Origin of the sequence: Oceanimonas baumannii, assembly GCF_002245495.1 — a bacterium.
GTDB lineage: Bacteria > Pseudomonadota > Gammaproteobacteria > Enterobacterales > Aeromonadaceae > Oceanimonas > Oceanimonas baumannii.
Genome location: NZ_NQJF01000011.1, coordinates 93,129 through 109,386, shown reverse-complemented (window position 1 = coordinate 109,386; position 16,258 = coordinate 93,129). Strand labels below are relative to the sequence as shown.

Annotated in this window: 13 protein-coding genes; 6 read left to right on the top strand and 7 right to left on the bottom strand. The window is 56.7% G+C overall.

All coding sequences use genetic code 11. The annotated features are described in order from the left end of the window. Positions 1–93 precede the first annotated feature (93 nt). The 3 genes from B6S09_RS13830 (at position 94) to B6S09_RS13820 (ending at position 2,004) form a co-directional block, all read left to right on the top strand. On the top strand, positions 94–618 hold the full coding sequence (locus B6S09_RS13830) for a DUF3455 domain-containing protein (RefSeq protein ID WP_094279078.1): 525 nt from the start codon (positions 94–96) through the stop codon (positions 616–618). A 118-nt stretch (positions 619–736) separates the two neighbouring features. Next, the gene (locus B6S09_RS13825) at positions 737–1,303 is read left to right on the top strand and encodes a sigma-70 family RNA polymerase sigma factor (protein ID WP_094279077.1); all 567 of its coding nucleotides are present in this window, start codon (positions 737–739) and stop codon (positions 1,301–1,303) included. After that, a complete protein-coding gene (locus B6S09_RS13820; RefSeq protein WP_094279076.1) occupies positions 1,300–2,004 on the top strand; it encodes an anti-sigma factor in 705 nt (234 codons plus the stop codon). The genes B6S09_RS13825 and B6S09_RS13820 overlap by 4 nt, the downstream gene beginning before the upstream one ends. A gap of 54 nt (positions 2,005–2,058) precedes the next feature. Here B6S09_RS13820 and B6S09_RS13815 read toward each other — a convergent pair whose 3' ends face one another. Together B6S09_RS13815 and B6S09_RS13810 are read right to left on the bottom strand one after the other, a co-directional pair. Further along, the gene (locus tag B6S09_RS13815; protein ID WP_094279075.1) at positions 2,059–3,897 is read right to left on the bottom strand and encodes an ABC transporter ATP-binding protein; all 1,839 of its coding nucleotides are present in this window, start codon (positions 3,895–3,897) and stop codon (positions 2,059–2,061) included. Between the two features lie 31 nt (positions 3,898–3,928). Next, positions 3,929–6,403 (bottom strand): EAL domain-containing protein, encoded by a 2,475-nt coding sequence (locus B6S09_RS13810; protein ID WP_094279074.1) that lies wholly within the window; start codon positions 6,401–6,403, stop codon positions 3,929–3,931. 345 nt (positions 6,404–6,748) lie between these two features. Between B6S09_RS13810 and B6S09_RS13805 the strand changes: the two genes are divergently transcribed. Continuing rightward, positions 6,749–7,222 carry a hypothetical protein gene (locus tag B6S09_RS13805; RefSeq protein WP_094279073.1) on the top strand — a complete coding sequence of 158 codons (474 nt, stop codon included), beginning with the start codon at positions 6,749–6,751 and terminating at the stop codon, positions 7,220–7,222. Between the two features lie 445 nt (positions 7,223–7,667). After that, on the top strand, positions 7,668–7,931 hold the full coding sequence (locus B6S09_RS13800) for a DUF1496 domain-containing protein (RefSeq protein ID WP_243832846.1): 264 nt from the start codon (positions 7,668–7,670) through the stop codon (positions 7,929–7,931). A 1-nt stretch (position 7,932) separates the two neighbouring features. Here B6S09_RS13800 and yfaE read toward each other — a convergent pair whose 3' ends face one another. The 5 genes from yfaE to ubiG form a co-directional block, all read right to left on the bottom strand. Beyond that, a complete protein-coding gene (gene yfaE, locus B6S09_RS13795) occupies positions 7,933–8,205 on the bottom strand; it encodes a class I ribonucleotide reductase maintenance protein YfaE (RefSeq protein ID WP_094279072.1) in 273 nt (90 codons plus the stop codon). After that, a complete protein-coding gene (gene nrdB / locus B6S09_RS13790) occupies positions 8,202–9,335 on the bottom strand; it encodes a class Ia ribonucleoside-diphosphate reductase subunit beta (protein WP_094279071.1) in 1,134 nt (377 codons plus the stop codon). The genes yfaE and nrdB overlap by 4 nt, the downstream gene beginning before the upstream one ends. Before the next feature lie 112 nt (positions 9,336–9,447). Beyond that, positions 9,448–11,724, bottom strand: a complete 2,277-nt coding sequence (nrdA, locus tag B6S09_RS13785; protein WP_094279070.1) for a class 1a ribonucleoside-diphosphate reductase subunit alpha — start codon at positions 11,722–11,724, stop codon at positions 9,448–9,450. 334 nt (positions 11,725–12,058) lie between these two features. Then, positions 12,059–12,733, bottom strand: a complete 675-nt coding sequence (locus B6S09_RS13780; RefSeq protein WP_094279069.1) for an HAD family hydrolase — start codon at positions 12,731–12,733, stop codon at positions 12,059–12,061. A gap of 6 nt (positions 12,734–12,739) precedes the next feature. Continuing rightward, positions 12,740–13,438 carry a bifunctional 2-polyprenyl-6-hydroxyphenol methylase/3-demethylubiquinol 3-O-methyltransferase UbiG gene (gene ubiG, locus B6S09_RS13775; RefSeq protein ID WP_094279068.1) on the bottom strand — a complete coding sequence of 233 codons (699 nt, stop codon included), beginning with the start codon at positions 13,436–13,438 and terminating at the stop codon, positions 12,740–12,742. Positions 13,439–13,600: 162 nt separating this feature from the next. On the opposite strand from ubiG, the gene gyrA reads away from it, so the two are divergent. Next, the gene (gyrA, locus tag B6S09_RS13770; protein WP_094279067.1) at positions 13,601–16,210 is read left to right on the top strand and encodes a DNA topoisomerase (ATP-hydrolyzing) subunit A; all 2,610 of its coding nucleotides are present in this window, start codon (positions 13,601–13,603) and stop codon (positions 16,208–16,210) included. Positions 16,211–16,258 lie beyond the last annotated feature (48 nt).

The following is a 16,258-nucleotide window of genomic DNA, read 5'->3' as shown; positions in this document are numbered from 1 at the left end:
TTGTGCCTGGGTGCATCCAGAGCAGGAGGTGGCGGGTATTACCTGTGTGGCCACGTTGCCACACACGATATTTCTGTCACAAGGAGCAATGACATGCACAACATTAACCGCAACATCACCCCGATACTGGCCTCGGCCTTTCTGTTCTCATCTGCAGCCTGGTCTGCTGTACCGGAAAATGTGCAGGTACCGGCGGGTAACAAGGTGGCGATGGAAACCGTAGGAGTAGGGAAAATTACTTATGAATGTCGTGACAGGGCTGATGCCGCCGGCGAGATGGCCTGGGTATTTATGGGCCCGGATGCGGTGCTGAAAGACGGCAGTGATACCGAGGTAGGCCGCTACTTCGGGCCACCAGCTACCTGGCAGGCAACGGATGGCTCCAGTGTGACCGGTACCCAGATGGCGGTGGCACCGGGCGGAGAGGGCAATATTCCCTTCCAGCTGGTCAAGGCCAACCCTGCCGAGGGCAAGGGAGCCATGACGGGAGTAACCTACATTCAACGACTGGATACCCAAGGCGGAACGGCACCGGTCATGAGCTGTGGCAAGGACAACAAGGGTGAGCGGCAAATTGTACAGTATCAGGCCGACTACCTGTTCTGGAAAGCCGGCTGAGGCGGGGAACACAGCCAGGCTCAGGGGAAACAGTAATATTCAGCACCGTCCGTCAGTCATGGTCTAAGCTTGAAACTGAATATGGTTTCGTTTGACTACTTTTGGACGGTGTCTCCCCATGAGTTCATCAATGGCAGATACGGATTATCAGTGCTTGCTGGCTGCTTGCGCCCGGGGTGAACGCAGTGCCCTGCACCGGCTCTACCAGTGCGAAGGCGCCCGCTTGCTCGGGGTGGTCATGCGCATTGTACGCGACCATGCGCTGGCGGAAGACATTGTGCATGATGCGCTGATCAACATCTGGCTGCGAGCCGGCACTTTTGATCCGGCTCGGGGCTCAGCCCGGGGCTGGATATACAGTGTGGCGCGGCATCTGGCCCTGAATACGGTGCGTAACCGGGGCCGGGAACAGAGCATGGAAACAGAGCAGACCGAGCTGATGGATGCTCACCGTTCATTTGAACACTGGCAACAACGTCAGGGCAATGCCACTTGGGAAGAATACGGTGCCCGGGTTGAGCACTGTCTGGGCACGCTGGAACCCGAGCGGCGCAACTGCATTCTTCACGCCTATATGGACGGCTGTACCCACCATGAAATTGCCGCCCGTCTGGGGGCTCCCCTCGGTACCATCAAGGCCTGGATCCGGCGTGGCCTGGCAACGCTCAGGGAGTGCATGTCATGAGGGAGAAGAGTCGTTCAGATCCGGCCATCTATGCGCTGGCCGGGGAATATGTGTTGGGCACCCTGTCTGCCGCTGAACGGAAACAGCTGGAGCTGCGGTTGCGGGGCGATGTCGCGCTGCAGCATGCGGTAGCGCAGTGGGAGGAGCGGTTACACCCGCTCACGGCGCTGGCAGAGTCCCGGGAGCCATCGGCCCGGCTGTGGCCCCGGGTGGAGCGCAGCCTGGATGCACTGGAGCCGTTGCAACTGGCTGGCCGGCGGCCACCCTGGTGGCGTCGGCCCTTGCTCTGGCAGGGCGTGAGTGTGGCCAGTCTTGCCGCCTGTGCGTTGCTTGCGGTGTTGTTGTGGCTGCCGCCTTCGGCAGAGCCGCGCTATGTTGTGGTGCTGGTGGCACCGGAGCAGCAGACCCCGGGCTGGCTGGTCAGGGCCAGTGATACCAGCGAGGTGCAGCTGACTCCGCTGGCGGCAGTGACGGTACCGGCGGACCGGGTGCTGCAGTTCTGGACAAAAGGAGAGGACTGGCCAAAGCCGGTATCATTGGGGTTGGTGGAACCCGGGCAGCCGCTGCGGGCTACCCTGGATAAATTGCCCCCGTTGGCCCCCAACCAGCTGTTTGAGCTGACCCTGGAGCAGCCCGGTGGGTCGCCGACCGGGCTGCCGACCGGGCCCATTCAGTTTATCGGCCGGGCGGTGGCGCTGTAACCTCAGGCCGGGCTGATGCCCGGCCTAATTCGCTTCAGTTGGTGACAAGGGCGTTCAGGGCTGCAGCCCGTCGGCCAGAAAACCACCGGTCTGGTGGTTCCACAGCTGGGCGTAGATACCGTTCTGCTCCAGCAGCTCCTGATGCGAGCCCTGCTCGACGATGCGCCCCTTGTCGAGCACCACCAGACGATCCATGGCGGCAATGGTGGAGAGCCGGTGGGCGATGGCAATAACGGTTTTACCTTCCATCAGCTGATACAGGCTCTCCTGAATGGCGGCTTCCACTTCGGAATCCAGTGCCGAGGTGGCCTCGTCCAGTACCAGAATAGGCGCGTCCTTGAGCAGTACCCGGGCGATGCCAATACGTTGTCGCTGGCCACCGGAGAGCTTGATCCCCCGCTCGCCCACCTGGGCGTCGTAGCCCCGGTTACCGTCTTTATCTTCCAGCCCGTGAATAAACTCATGGGCGTGGGCCCGCTGGCTTGCCGCCACCATTTCCTGCTCGGAGGCATCTGGCTTGCCGTAGAGAATGTTTTCCCGGATGGAGCGGTGCAGCAGGGAGGTATCCTGGGTCACCATGCCGATCTGACCGCGCAGGGAGTGCTGGGTTACCTCGGTGATGTTCTGGCCATCGATGGTGATGCGGCCTCTCTCCAGCTCATGCAGGCGCAGCAGCAGATTAACCAGGGTGGACTTGCCCGCCCCGGAACGGCCGACCAGGCCGACTTTCTCACCGGGTCTGATGTCCAGATTGAAATGCTGGATGACGGGCTCATCGCGGCCATACTGGAAAGTCACGCCTTCAAAGCGGATCTCCCCCCGATGGATGGTCAGCTCGCCGGCACCGGCTTTATCTTCAATGGCCACGGAGCGGGACAGGGTGTTCATGCCGTCGATCACGGTGCCGATATTCTCGAACAGGGCACCAATTTCCCACATGATCCACTTGGACATGCCCTGCAGGCGCAAGGCGATGCTGATGGCCACGGCGATGACGCCGACGGTGACGGTGGTGTTCATCCACAGCCCGATGGAGAGCGCAGTAATGGTAAACAACAACAGGTAGTTGATGGCGTCGACGCTCAGCACAAAGCTGGTGGCCAGACGCATCTGGCCATAGACGGTGCCGAGGAAAGCGCGCATGCCCTGTTTGGCGTAGCGGGTTTCGGCGTCGGCGTGAGCGAACAGCTTGACCGTGGTGATATTGGCGTAGCTGTCAACAATGCGGCCGGTCATCATGGAGCGGGCATCTGCCTGGGCGGTGGCAACTCGTTTCATCCGTGGGACGAAGTAGCACTGAATGCCGATGTACAGCAGCAGCCAGAGCAGAATGGGCAGCATCAGGATCAGATCCGAGTGGCCCATCATTACCAGCATGGCGATCAGGTATACGGACACATAGACCAGCACATCCAGCAGCTTCATCACGGTTTCCCGTACCGCCAGCGCCGTTTGCATGACCTTGGTGGCGATGCGGCCGGCGAACTCGTCCTGATAGAAGCTCATGCTTTGGCTCAGCAAGTAACGGTGTGCCAGCCAACGGATGGACATGGGGTAATTCCCCAGCAGCGACTGGTGCATCAGCATGGAGTGGCTGAAGCTCAGCAGCGGAACGATCACCAGTACCAGCCCCCCCATCAGTATCAGGGTATTCCGCTGCTCCGCCCAGAAGGACTCGGGATTGTGACTGGCCAACAGGTCGACCAGCCGGCCCATGAAGCCCAGTAGTGAGACTTCGATGATGGCCACCAGGGTACTGAGCAGCGCCATAGCGAGCAGTGGCCATTCAAAGCCCCTTGTATAATGGCGGCAAAAGGCATACAGGCCGTTGGGAGGTTGTGTGGCGACGTCTTCCGGAAAAGGTTTGGTCAGGTTTTCAAACAGTTTGAACATCGGGTGGTCCGGTTAAAGGAATATCAGCGTGTTACCCTGACTGTTTTATACTGTCAAGCCATTCTCTGGCAAATGTCTCCGCCGGTACCGGCCGGCCGGTCAGAAAGCCCTGTATCAGATCCACCGGATAGGGAGCAAGCGCCTGCATCTGAGCTTCGGTTTCCACTCCTTCTGCCACAATTTTGTATTCCAGCTCCCGGGCCAGCCCGGTGACTGCGGCCAGAATGGCGTTGCTGCTGCGGGACTCGCCCAGGCGCTGAATAAAGCTGCGGTCTATTTTCAGGGTGTCTATCGGCAGATCCTGTAAATAGCTCAGGGAAGAGTAGCCGGTGCCAAAGTCGTCGATGGCAATGGTAAAGCCCAGCTCGCGCAGGCCATCAAGTAACGGAATGGCCTGCACCGGCTTGTCGAGCAGCACATTTTCGGTCAGTTCAATGCCGATCAGCCCCGCCGGTAACCGGTGCTCCATCAGCAGATGCCGGAACTGTACCAGCAGATTATGTTGCCAGAATTGCTGGGTTGACAGGTTAACTGACACTGGAACCGGTAACAGCCCCTGATCCAGCCAGTGCCGTTGCTGAGCGGCGACGTTATGCAGCAGGCTCATGCCCAACGGTACAATCAGGCCGGCCCGCTCTGCCAGAGGAATAAACTCCGCCGGTGATACATGGCCAAATGCAGGATGATGCCAGCGCGCCAGGGCTTCGGCACCGGCCAGCGTCCGGTCTGTTCTGTTTACCTGCGGCTGATAAAAGACAGCCAGTCCTTCACCGGTTTCTACGGCATTACGCAGTGCGGTTTCCATGGCCAGCAGCTTGTGCTGCTGGTGGTTCATCTCCCGGCTGAACAGGCGGTAATCGTTGCGTCCTTCCTGTTTGGCCTGATACATGGCGGCATCTGCGTGGTGGATCAGTTGCTCGGCAGAGCCTGCGTCATCCGGATACAGGCTGATCCCCAGACTGCAGCCGATGCGAAACTCGTGGTTGCCGATACGAAAAGGTTTGGCTACGGTCTCTATCAGGCGCTGGGCGATACGGCTGGCTTCTTCGGGCTCATTGAGTTCGGGCAGCAGAACAATAAATTCGTCTCCGCCCAGACGGGCCAGCGTATCATCTTCGCGCAGCCGGTGGCGTATGCGCCGGGAGACGTCCAGCAGCAGCTCATCACCGGCGGCATGTCCCAGGGTATCATTCACTTGCTTGAAATGATCCAGATCGAGAAAAATCACCGCCAGGTGCTGTTTGCTTCTGTTGGCATGGGAAATGGCCAGCTCCAGCCGGTCTTCCAGCAAGCGACGATTGGGAAGACCGGTCAGCGGATCGTAGTAGGCCAGCCGGCGGATCTTGTCTTCATTTTCCCGGATATGCGTAATATCGGTAAATAGTGCGGCAAAGTGGGTAATTTTGCCGTTATCGTCATGAATGGCGGTAATCGTCAGCAGTTCGAGGTAAAGCTGGCCGTTCTTACGCCGGTTCCAGATCTCACCCCGCCAATAGCCCTTTTCACCGATGGTTTGCCACATTCCCCGGTAAAAAGCCGCATCGTGACGGCCGGAAGACAGGATGGCCGGAGTCCGGCCAATTGCCTCTTCGGCACTGAAGCCGGTGGTATGGGTAAACGAAGGATTGACGAAGACAATGCGATTGTCAGCATCGGTGATTACGATGCTTTCCAGTGAGGCCTCTATCACTCGCTCAGCCAGCTGCAGGTTAAGTCGCGAGGTGTGCAGGGCCTGATCCCGCTCTTTCAGCAGTTGCTGGATCTCTCTGAGATGGCGGAGCTCGGCTCCGTTGATGATTTCCCGGAAGCCCAGCAAGCCGACCACGTTATTATCATCCAGCACCGCCAAATGGCGTACCCGGTTATTAATCATCACATCACGTGCGTGCAACAGGCTGTCTTCGGGAGAGACCGTCAGCAATGGTTTGCTGGCCAGTTCGCTGACAGGAGTGTGTCCGTGATGACGTGCAATGATCCGTACCATATCACGTTCGGTAATGATGCCCAGCTGTGCGCCGGAGCAGGTGACGACGGCGGCATCCTGGCGATGGTGCAACAGCGCGCTGGCAGCCTCGACCAGTGACATTCTACCCGGCAGGATCAGCGGTGTCATGTTCATGGCATCTTCAACACGGCGCAGACCGAGATAGGGCTCCAGCCCCTGTTTTAAAGCCATATCGGTCTGTGACACCATGCCCACCGGGTGGCCCTGATCATCGACAACCACCAGATGACGGCACTCTTGTGTTCTGAACCAGCGCTCGGCATTACTGACCGGCGTACTGAGATGCAGGCTGTGTACCGGCTGGCTCATTACCTGATGCATCGGTACATCGAGGCAACCTGGCTTGTTGAGATCAAGCTTCAGGCTGTCACGTTCGGTCCAGATACCGATGGCACGGCCATTTTCCAGCACCAGAATGGAGCTGCACTGGCGAGTGGCCATACGCTCGGCGGCCTCCCGCAGGGAAGTCTCGGGAGAGCAGGTGAGCAGGCCGGTGTGCATCAGCCGCTCTATCAGCACGGGAGTTGTCGTAATATCAGGCACGTTACCAGGCAATATAAAGGTTTAATCACTTACCTTATATGTGGTAATTGCACTTGGCAATTATTCGATCGTGATTTCCCGCCGGGAGGGCTCGTTGTTTTGCATTGTGCGATAGCCGGATACGGAACCGTCATTGCACACTGCGGTTCTCGGTTCTCGGTTCTCGGTTCTCGGTTCTCGGCCGGTGCCTTGTTATACCTATTGTGATGTGTGACAGTGCTCTCTTCTGGTAATGAACATACAAGTCGCCGAAAAGCCGTTTATAGTCAACCTGTAGAGAAGGGCTTATGGAGGCGGAATATCATGTTTGCACGGTATCCCTGGTTACTGTTTTACCTGTTGCTGACGGGTTGTGCCGGCTCTCAGGAGCGGGCACTGGCCAGACTGGATGAGATTGCCGGACGGGTGATAAGGATACCCTGCCAGCAGCCTGATTACCGCTACCGCCAGGTGGAAAACAGCCATGTGGCCGGTTTGATTGATGAAATAGAAACCTTGCGTTGTCCGGGGCTGGAGTTGCAAACCTACCTGTCCCGGGAAGCGGCTCGGCCCGACGGCATGCCGGTTTATCTTTACGTGAGCCGCCCGCACCCGGCACTGCCGGTGTTTTTGCAACCAGGCAGTGCCGGTTCAGATCTTGAGCACCGGATTGGCCGGCCGGCCAGCCGAAAGGGAGCTCGCTGGTATTATGGCTCGGATGAAACCACAGAAAAGGTCATCATTGAGTGGCAGAACGGCCTGATAAACAGCCTGCAATGGGAATGGTATTTTGACTGAAACCAAAAAGGGCACCGCGGTGCCCTTTTGCTGAAAACATATTTTATTCAGTGTGATGACGCTTTTCCCGTTTTTCCTGACGTTTTTCTTTCAGGGTTTTCTGGGCTTTCTTTTTCACTTTTTCCTTGCTCATGATTTGGCTCCGTTATTTATCGCCTGCAAAAGGGTGCCGTTTTCCCTGTTGCCGGCGCAAAATGTCGTGATGACAGAGTTACTACATGGTCACGGCAAAATGACTACTTCAAGGTAATGTCTCCTTTATCAGCTGCCATGATGGCAATACCAACAAAAAACACAGTGTAAGCAGTACTGCTTTTACAAGTGACTAAAAATACTGGAAAAAATAATTACAACTACCCTAGCCAAGGCAGAGAGGAAAAGCAAGTGCCGGCGACAAAGGCAGTGTTAAGATAGTATCCGGTAGACGAACAATAAGGAGCAAAGCATGAAATATCTGATTGTCGCCGCTGTTTTGAGTGTGCCGGTGCTGGCCGGGGCAAACACGATTTCTACCAGTCCGGTGGAGTTGAATATCGCAGCCGGCATTGAGCCGGTATGTTACTTCGAGGACAAGCGTTATTCCCGGGGGGCAGTACTGCAGATGGGGCAACGATGGTTTGTGTGTGAACGGGAAACGTCTTTTGAGCAAAATGGCCGGTTAAGCTGGCATCCTTTTCAGCCGGATGAAGCCAAGCAACAGCGAAACTGATTCAGGCCTGTTTTTTCAGGGCAAGCAGGGAGACATTGAGGGTAACGTCGCCCTCTGGCCGGCAGCAACAGGGTAATACCTCACCGCTGGCCACGAAGGCCAGCGGGGGCTGCTGATAGCAGACACTGCCTTTTACCAGAGCAGTGCGGCAAGCACCGCAGTATCCGCTGCGGCATTGATATTCCACGGCATGACCGGTGCGCTCCAGGCCATCGAGCAGGGTTTCCCCTGCCCGCAGCTCAAAGCTGGTGTCTTGCGTATGGATCTTGCTCACAACTCAAAGTCACCCAGATCGTCGTGACTGACATGGGCGTCGATTTGTCCCACCAGGTAAGAGCTGACTTCCACTTCCTGAGGGGCGACCTGCACGTTATCGGATGACAACCAGGCGTTTATCCAGGGAATGGGGTTTTGTTTGGCACCTTCAAAGGCCGGCTCCAGACCCACTGCCTGCATGCGCAGGTTGGTGATGTATTCCACATACTGGCACAAGATATCTTTGTTCAGGCCGATCATGGAGCCGTCTTTAAATAGGTATTCGGCCCATTCCTTTTCCTGAATGGCGGCGGCCTTGAACAACTCAAAGCACTGTTGTTCACAGTCCTTGGCCACCTGCGCCATATCGGGATCATCTTCACCACTGCGCAAAATGTTGAGCATGTGCTGGGTGCCGGTCAGGTGCAGGGCTTCGTCCCGGGCAATCAGCTTGATGATTTTGGCATTGCCTTCCATCAGCTCGCGCTCGGCAAAAGCGAAGGAGCAGGCAAAACTGACGTAGAAGCGGATGGCTTCCAGCGCGTTAACACACATCAGGCACAGGTAGAGCTTCTTTTTCAGCTCATACAGATTCACCTGTACTTTCTTGCCCCGGATGGTGTGCTCGCCTTCACCATGGAGGTGATAGAAGTTGGTGTACTCGATCAGCTCGTCGTAATAGTGGGCAATGTCTTTGGCGCGCTTCTGAATGTGTTCGTTTGCCACGATGTCGTCAAACACGGTGGCCGGATTATTCACAATATTGCGGATAATATGGGTGTAGGAGCGCGAATGAATGGTCTCGGAGAACGCCCAGGTCTCGATCCAGGTTTCCAGCTCGGGAATGGATACCAGTGGCAGCATGGCTACGTTGGGGCTGCGGCCCTGAATGGAGTCAAGCAAGGTCTGGTATTTGAGATTGCTGATGAAAATATGCTTCTCGTGATCGGGCAGTGCCTGATAGTCAATGCGATCCTGAGAGACGTCTACTTCTTCCGGACGCCAGAAGAAAGACAGCTGCTTTTCAATCAGCTTCTCAAAAATTTCGTATTTCTGCTGATCGTAACGAGCCACGTTCACCGGGTTACCGAAGAACATGGGCTCCTTCATGTGATCGTTCTGAATTTGACTGAAAGTGGTATAAGACATGTTTCTTGTTCCGCAAACAAAGGCGCAGAGTCGCATGACCATGGTGTGACCATCCAACACTGCGCACAGCGGCAGGGCCAGCCCCGCCGGGATAATTTATTGTGATGGTGCCTTAGATTTTGCAGGCGCCACCAGCGCAGCCATCGTCTTCCTGCATGTCGTTCTGGGCGTCTGCCGCACCATCACGGGTGTTATGGTAATACAGGGTCTTGAGACCGAATTTATAAGCCGTGAGCAGATCTTTCAGCAGTTGCTTCATCGGCACCCGGCCGCCTTCAAAGCGGGCAGGATCATAGTTGGTGTTGGCAGAAATGGCCTGATCCACAAATTTCTGCATGACACCGACCAGTTGCAGGTAGCCGTCGTTGGAAGGCATCTGCCACAGCAGTTCATACTGGTTTTTCAGGTTTTCGTACTCGGGAACCACCTGCTTGAGAATGCCGTCTTTGGACGCCTTGACCGAGACCAGGCCGCGGGGCGGCTCAATGCCATTGGTGGCGTTGGAGATCTGACTGGAGGTCTCGGACGGCATAAGGGCGGTCAGGGTGCTGTTACGCAGACCTGTGGTTTTGATCTCTTCGCGCAGGGCTTCCCAATCCAGGTGCAGAGGCTCCTGGCAGATGGCATCGAGATCCTTTTTATAGGTGTCGATGGGCAGCACGCCCTGGGCGTAAGTGGTTTCGCCAAAGGCCGGGCATGCACCGAACTCCTTGGCCAGCTGTACCGATGCTTTCAGCAGGTAATACTGAATGGCTTCAAAGGTTTTGTGGGTCAGGCCAATGGCACTGCCATCCGAGTATTTTACGCCATTCTTGGCCAGATAATAGGCGTAGTTGATGACACCGATACCCAGCGTACGACGGTTCATGGAGCCTTTTTGCGCCGCCAGCAGCGGGTAATCCTGGTAATCGAGCAGGGCATCCAGAGCACGCACTGCCAGATCGGCCAAGCCTTCCAGATCTTCCAGCTTGTCGATGGCACCCAGGTTAAAGGCCGACAGGGTACAGAGCGCGATTTCGCCGTTTTCGTCGTTGATGTCCATCAGCGGCTTGGTGGGCAGGGCGATTTCCAGACACAGGTTGCTCTGGCGTACCGGGGCCACTTTGGCATCGAACGGGCTGTGGGTGTTGCAGTGATCCACGTTCTGAATATAGATACGACCGGTACCGGCACGTTCCTGCATCATCAGTGAGAACAGCTCAATCGCCTTGACGGTACGCTTGCGAATGTTGTCGTCGGCTTCGTACTTAAGGTAAAGCTCTTCAAATCTTGCCTGATCTTCAAAGAACGCATCGTACAGACCGGGCACGTCGGACGGGCTGAACAGGGTGATATCTCCACCCTTGATCAGACGCTGATACATCAGACGGTTGATTTGTACACCGTAGTCCATGTGGCGGACCCGGTTTTCTTCCACACCGCGGTTGTTTTTCAGTACCAGCAGGGATTCCACTTCCAGGTGCCACATGGGGTAGAACAGGGTGGCTGCGCCGCCGCGTACACCGCCCTGAGAGCAGCATTTTACTGCAGTCTGAAAATGCTTGTAGAACGGAATACAGCCGGTATGGAAGGCTTCGCCGCCACGGATGGGGCTGCCGAGTGCACGAATCCGGCCGGCGTTGATACCGATGCCGGCCCGCTGGGAGACATAACGTACAATGGCACCAGAGGTGGCATTGATGGAGTCCAGGCTGTCACCGCACTCGATCAGCACGCAGGAGCTGAACTGGCGGGTAGGGGTGCGCACGCCGGACATAATGGGCGTGGGCAGGGAAATCTTGAAGGTAGACACGGCGTCATAGAAACGGGTGACATAATCCAGCCGGGTCTCTTTCGGGTATTTGGAGAACAGGCAGGCGGCCACCAGCATATAAAGGAACTGGGGGCTTTCGTAGATATCACCGGTTACCCGGTTCTGCACCAGGTATTTGCCTTCCAGCTGTTTGATGGCGGCATAGGAGAAGTTCATGTCCCGATCGTGATGCAGGCGATCGTTCAGGGTTTCCAGCTCGGCACGACTGTAGTCGGCCAGAATGTGCTGGTCGTATTTGCCCATTTCGGTCAGGCGCACCACATGCTGATAAAAGTGGGGCGGCTCGAATTCGCCGTAGGCCTTCTTGCGCAGGTGGAACATCGCCAGACGGGCGGCCAAGTACTGATAGTCCGGTGTCTGCTCGGAGATCAGATCGGCGGCGGCCTTGATAATGGTCTCGTGAATGTCTTCGGTGCGAATGCCATCGTAAAACTGAATATGAGAGCGCAGCTCTACCTGAGAAACAGAAACATTATCGAGGCCTTCGGCGGCCCAGGTGATCACCCGGTGGATCTTGTCGAGATCGATGGGCTCCTTGTTGCCATCGCGTTTGGTAACCAGCAAATGTTTGTTCATAAGGCGAGCGTTCTCCCGGTCGTGTTGTGGCGCATAACTCGTGCGTAACAAGCACACTATATAGTGTGGTCACCGCATAGCAAAAACACAACATCTAGTTGTCATATTTGGAATGGGCACAATATAGTGTGTTGGCTCTGGTTTCTCAAGCCGGTCCAAAGGCCCGGGGGCTGTGGATAATCTGTGGGCAGTGGTACTATGTTTGCACTCACTAACTTCTGTGCCGTTGGCATTCTGGCATTAGCAAAACACTGGCTTTTTTATGGCCGGCGGAAAAACTTTTTTAAAATATTTGGCTTGCAAAAAACGCTGGAGTGCGGATCCGCAGGATCTTTCAGCAGCGGCCTGGAAAGACCGTTTTTAACCAGTGGGTCAACGCTGAAACCGACTCCATGACACCGTGTGATTGCCATTGCCGGGGATCCTCTCCGGCTGAAATATAGCCCCAGCCGGCGGCCAGGGTACGCATGCCGGCAGCCAGGCCTGCTTCTATGTCGCGACGGTGATCTCCCACATAGACGCAGTGATCTGCAGCTACCCCCAGATGGGCGGCAGCATGCAGCAGGGGAGCCGGGTGCGGCTTTTTCCGGGGCAGGGTGTCGGCACTGACGGTAATGCCGCAGCGGGAAAACAGCGGCAGATCCGCCAGCAGCGGCTCGGTCAGGGCTTTGGGTTTATTGGTGACCACACCCCAGGGAATGTCATTGCCATTAAGCCATGACAGCAGCTCGGGTACACCGGCGTAAGGCTGAGTGTGATGGCACAGGTTCATCCGGTAAAAGCCGAGCATGCGATCCCGCAGTTGCTCCAGGCCGTGTCGTTCAATCAGAGCCGGAGGAATGCCGGCCCTGAGCAGCGCATAGGAACCATCGGATGTGGTACAGGCCAGCACCTCGTCGGGGAGGGCATTCAGCCCCAGACCAGTAATAACGTGGTTGGCCGCTGCCCCCATGTCACCTGCGGTATCGAGCAGGGTGCCATCGAGATCGAACAAAACCGCCTTAAGCATGGTGGATTACTCCGGTTTAATGGCGTGGATCATATAGTTGACATCGGCATCCTGGCTGAGCGCAAAGTCACCGGTCAGCGGCCGGTACACCACGCCCTGTATATCCCTGACCACCAGGCCGGCGGCTTCAATAAAACGGCACAGCTCGGCAGGACGAATAAATTTGCGGTGATCATGAGTGCCTTTGGGCACCATTTTGAACAGGTTCTCAGCGGCGGCAATCATCAGCAGCCAGGCTTTGGGATTGCGGTTAATGGTGGAAAACACCAGATTTGCACCGGGCTTTGCCAGTGCGGCACAGGCCGCCACCACAGAGGCGGGCTCGGGCACGTGCTCGAGCATTTCCATACAGGTGACGACATCATATTGTCCAGGCTGCTCGCTGGCCACTTGCTCGGCGGTGGCCTGGCGATAGTTCACGCTGACACCGCTTTCCAGCGCATGCAGCCTGGCCACTGCCAGCGGCTCCTGGCCCATATCAACGCCGGTGACCTCGGCACCTTCCCGGGCCATGCTCTCGCTGAGAATGCCACCGCCACAGCCGATATCGATGATGTGTTTACCAAAAAGGCCATCGGCCTTATCGGCAATCCAGCCCAGACGCAGCGGATTAATGTTGTGCAGCGGCTTGAAGTCGCCGTCCAGGTCCCACCAGCGTGAAGCCATGGCGTCGAATTTGTCGATTTCCTGTTGATCTACGTTCATGAAAGCGTGCCTTAAAGTACCGGACTTGTTGAAGCGCCCATTATAACCAAGCGGCCGGGAAAATCCGCTCCGGTGATGAGTTGCTCCCGTCGGGCCGGAACTGTGCTAGAATGGTCCGCTTTTTAAAGCCATATAATCAATAACCTGGGGACAAGGCTTGCTATGACCGATTTGGCCCGAGAAATCATGCCGATCAACATTGAGGAAGAGCTGAAACGCTCCTACCTCGATTACGCCATGAGCGTGATCGTGGGGCGTGCGCTTCCTGATGTTCGAGACGGCCTGAAACCGGTGCATCGCCGCGTGCTGTTCGCCATGAACGAGCTCGGCAACGACTGGAACAAACCCTATAAAAAGTCGGCCCGTGTGGTGGGCGATGTAATAGGTAAATATCACCCCCACGGCGACAGCGCGGTCTATGACACCATAGTACGCATGGCACAGGACTTTTCCATGCGTTACACCCTGGTCGATGGCCAGGGTAACTTCGGCTCGGTGGACGGCGATTCTGCTGCTGCGATGCGTTACACCGAAGTACGCATGGACAAAATTGCCCACGAGCTGCTGGCGGACCTGGACAAGGAAACCGTCGACTGGGTGCCCAACTACGACGGCACCGAAATGATCCCGGCGGTGATGCCCACCAAGGTGCCCAACCTGCTGGTAAACGGCTCCTCCGGTATTGCCGTGGGCATGGCCACCAATATTCCGCCCCACAACCTCAACGAAGTGGTGGACGGCTGCCTGGCACTGATCGACGATGAACACATCAGCATTGATCAGCTGATTGAGCTGATCCCCGGGCCGGATTTCCCTACCGGCGGTATCATCAACGGCAAGTCGGGGATTCTTGACGCCTATCGCACCGGCCGCGGCAAAATTTATGTGCGCGCCTTGGCTGAAATAGAAGTAGACGAGAAAACCAATCGCGAAACCATTATCGTCTCCGAGCTGCCCTATCAGGTAAACAAGGCCCGGTTGATCGAGAAAATTGCCGAGCTGGTCAAGGAAAAGCGCATCGAAGGCATTTCCGCCCTGCGTGATGAATCCGATAAAGACGGCATGCGCATTGTCATTGAAGTGCGTCGGGGCGAAGTGGGCGAGGTGATTCTCAATAACCTTTATGCCCAGACTCAGATGCAGTCCGTATTCGGCATCAACATGGTTGCGCTGGATAACAATCAGCCACGTACCTTCAACCTGAAGGAAATGCTGGAGTGTTTTATTCAGCACCGCCGCGAAGTGGTCACCCGCCGCACCGTATTTGAACTGCGTAAGGCGCGGGACCGGGCCCATATCCTGGAAGGCCTGGCCATTGCCCTGGCCAACATCGATCCGGTGATTGAATTGATCCGCCGCTCGCCGACCCCGGCAGAAGCCAAGGCCGGCCTGCTGGCTCAGGGTTGGGAGCTGGGCAACGTGGCCAGCATGCTGGAGCGTGCCGGTGATGACGCCGCCCGCCCGGAATGGCTGGAGCCCGAGTACGGCATTCGCGATGGTCAGTACTACCTGACTGAGCAACAGGCCCAGGCCATTCTGGAGCTGCGCCTGCACCGCCTGACCGGCCTCGAGCACGAAAAGATCCTGGAAGAGTACAAGGCGCTGCTGGAGCAAATTGCCGAGCTGCTGCATATTCTCAACAGCGCTGCCCGCCTGATGGAAGTGATCCGTGAAGAGCTGGAAGCGCTGAAAGAGCAGTTTGGTGACCAGCGCCGCACCGAGATCACGACCTCTAGCGCCGAGATTAACCTGGAAGATCTGATCACCCAGGAAGACGTGGTAGTAACTCTGTCTCACCAGGGCTACGTCAAGTACCAGCCGCTCACCGATTATGAAGCTCAGCGTCGGGGGGGCCGCGGCAAGTCCGCTACCCGCATGAAGGAAGAAGACTTTGTTGAGCGGTTGCTGGTGGCCAATACTCACGACACCATTCTGTGCTTCTCTACTGCCGGCAAGGTTTACTGGCTCAAGGTCTATCAGTTGCCGGAAGCCAGTCGCACTGCCCGCGGCCGTCCTATCGTCAACCTGTTGCCGCTGGATCAGGATGAGCGGATCACCGCCATTTTGCCGGTGAAGGAATATGCTGACGACAAGGCGGTATTCTTTGCCACTCGTCACGGTACGGTGAAAAAGACCGGGCTGACTGCCTTCAGCCGGCCGCTGGCCTCGGGCATTCGTGCCATTAACCTGACCGAGGGCGATGAGCTGATCGGTGTGGACATTACCGACGGTGAGAACGAGATCATGCTGTTCTCCGATGCCGGCAAGGTAGTGCGCTTCCACGAAGATCAGGTGCGCTCCATGGGACGAACTGCCACCGGTGTACGTGGTATTCGTCTGGGTGATGAAGACAGCGTGGTCTCGCTGATCGTGCCCAGAGGCGAGGGGGCCATTCTGACCGCCACTGCCAACGGCTACGGCAAGCGCACCGCGTTGGAAGAGTACCCGACCAAGAGCCGTGCGACCCTGGGTGTGGTATCGATCAAGGTAAGTGAACGTAACGGTGCCGTGGTGGGAGCCATTCAGGTTGATGATGGCAACGAAATCATGCTGATCACCAACGGTGGCACCCTGGTGCGTACCCGGGTGTCGGAAGTGAGCCTGATTAGCCGTAACACCGCCGGCGTGCGTTTGATCCGTACCGGAGAAGACGAACAGGTGGTGGGGCTGCAGCGCATTGAAGAGCCGGAAGATGACGACGAGCCTATCGAAGGCGAGGAAGGTCAGAGCACCGGTGATGCCAATGATGCTGAGCCGGCCAGTGAGGAATAAATAAAACGAGGCCTGCGGGCCTCTTTTTTGTGTCTTGAATCACATTTG

Bases quoted from the DNA above. Each gene is read 5' to 3' on its own strand.
- nrdB (WP_094279071.1), bottom strand. From the start codon at position 9,335: ATGTCTTATACCACTTTCAGTCAAATTCAGAACGATCACATGAAGGAG.
- ubiG (WP_094279068.1), bottom strand. From the start codon at position 13,438: ATGAACGTAGATCAACAGGAAATCGACAAATTCGACGCCATGGCTTCA.
- B6S09_RS13820 (WP_094279076.1), top strand. From the start codon at position 1,300: ATGAGGGAGAAGAGTCGTTCAGATCCGGCCATCTATGCGCTGGCCGGG.
- B6S09_RS13830 (WP_094279078.1), top strand. From the start codon at position 94: ATGCACAACATTAACCGCAACATCACCCCGATACTGGCCTCGGCCTTT.
- B6S09_RS13800 (WP_243832846.1), top strand. From the start codon at position 7,668: ATGAAATATCTGATTGTCGCCGCTGTTTTGAGTGTGCCGGTGCTGGCC.
- B6S09_RS13780 (WP_094279069.1), bottom strand. From the start codon at position 12,733: ATGCTTAAGGCGGTTTTGTTCGATCTCGATGGCACCCTGCTCGATACC.
- nrdA (WP_094279070.1), bottom strand. From the start codon at position 11,724: ATGAACAAACATTTGCTGGTTACCAAACGCGATGGCAACAAGGAGCCC.
- B6S09_RS13810 (WP_094279074.1), bottom strand. From the start codon at position 6,403: ATGCACACCGGCCTGCTCACCTGCTCTCCCGAGACTTCCCTGCGGGAG.
- B6S09_RS13815 (WP_094279075.1), bottom strand. From the start codon at position 3,897: ATGTTCAAACTGTTTGAAAACCTGACCAAACCTTTTCCGGAAGACGTC.
- gyrA (WP_094279067.1), top strand. From the start codon at position 13,601: ATGACCGATTTGGCCCGAGAAATCATGCCGATCAACATTGAGGAAGAG.
- B6S09_RS13805 (WP_094279073.1), top strand. From the start codon at position 6,749: ATGTTTGCACGGTATCCCTGGTTACTGTTTTACCTGTTGCTGACGGGT.
- B6S09_RS13825 (WP_094279077.1), top strand. From the start codon at position 737: ATGAGTTCATCAATGGCAGATACGGATTATCAGTGCTTGCTGGCTGCT.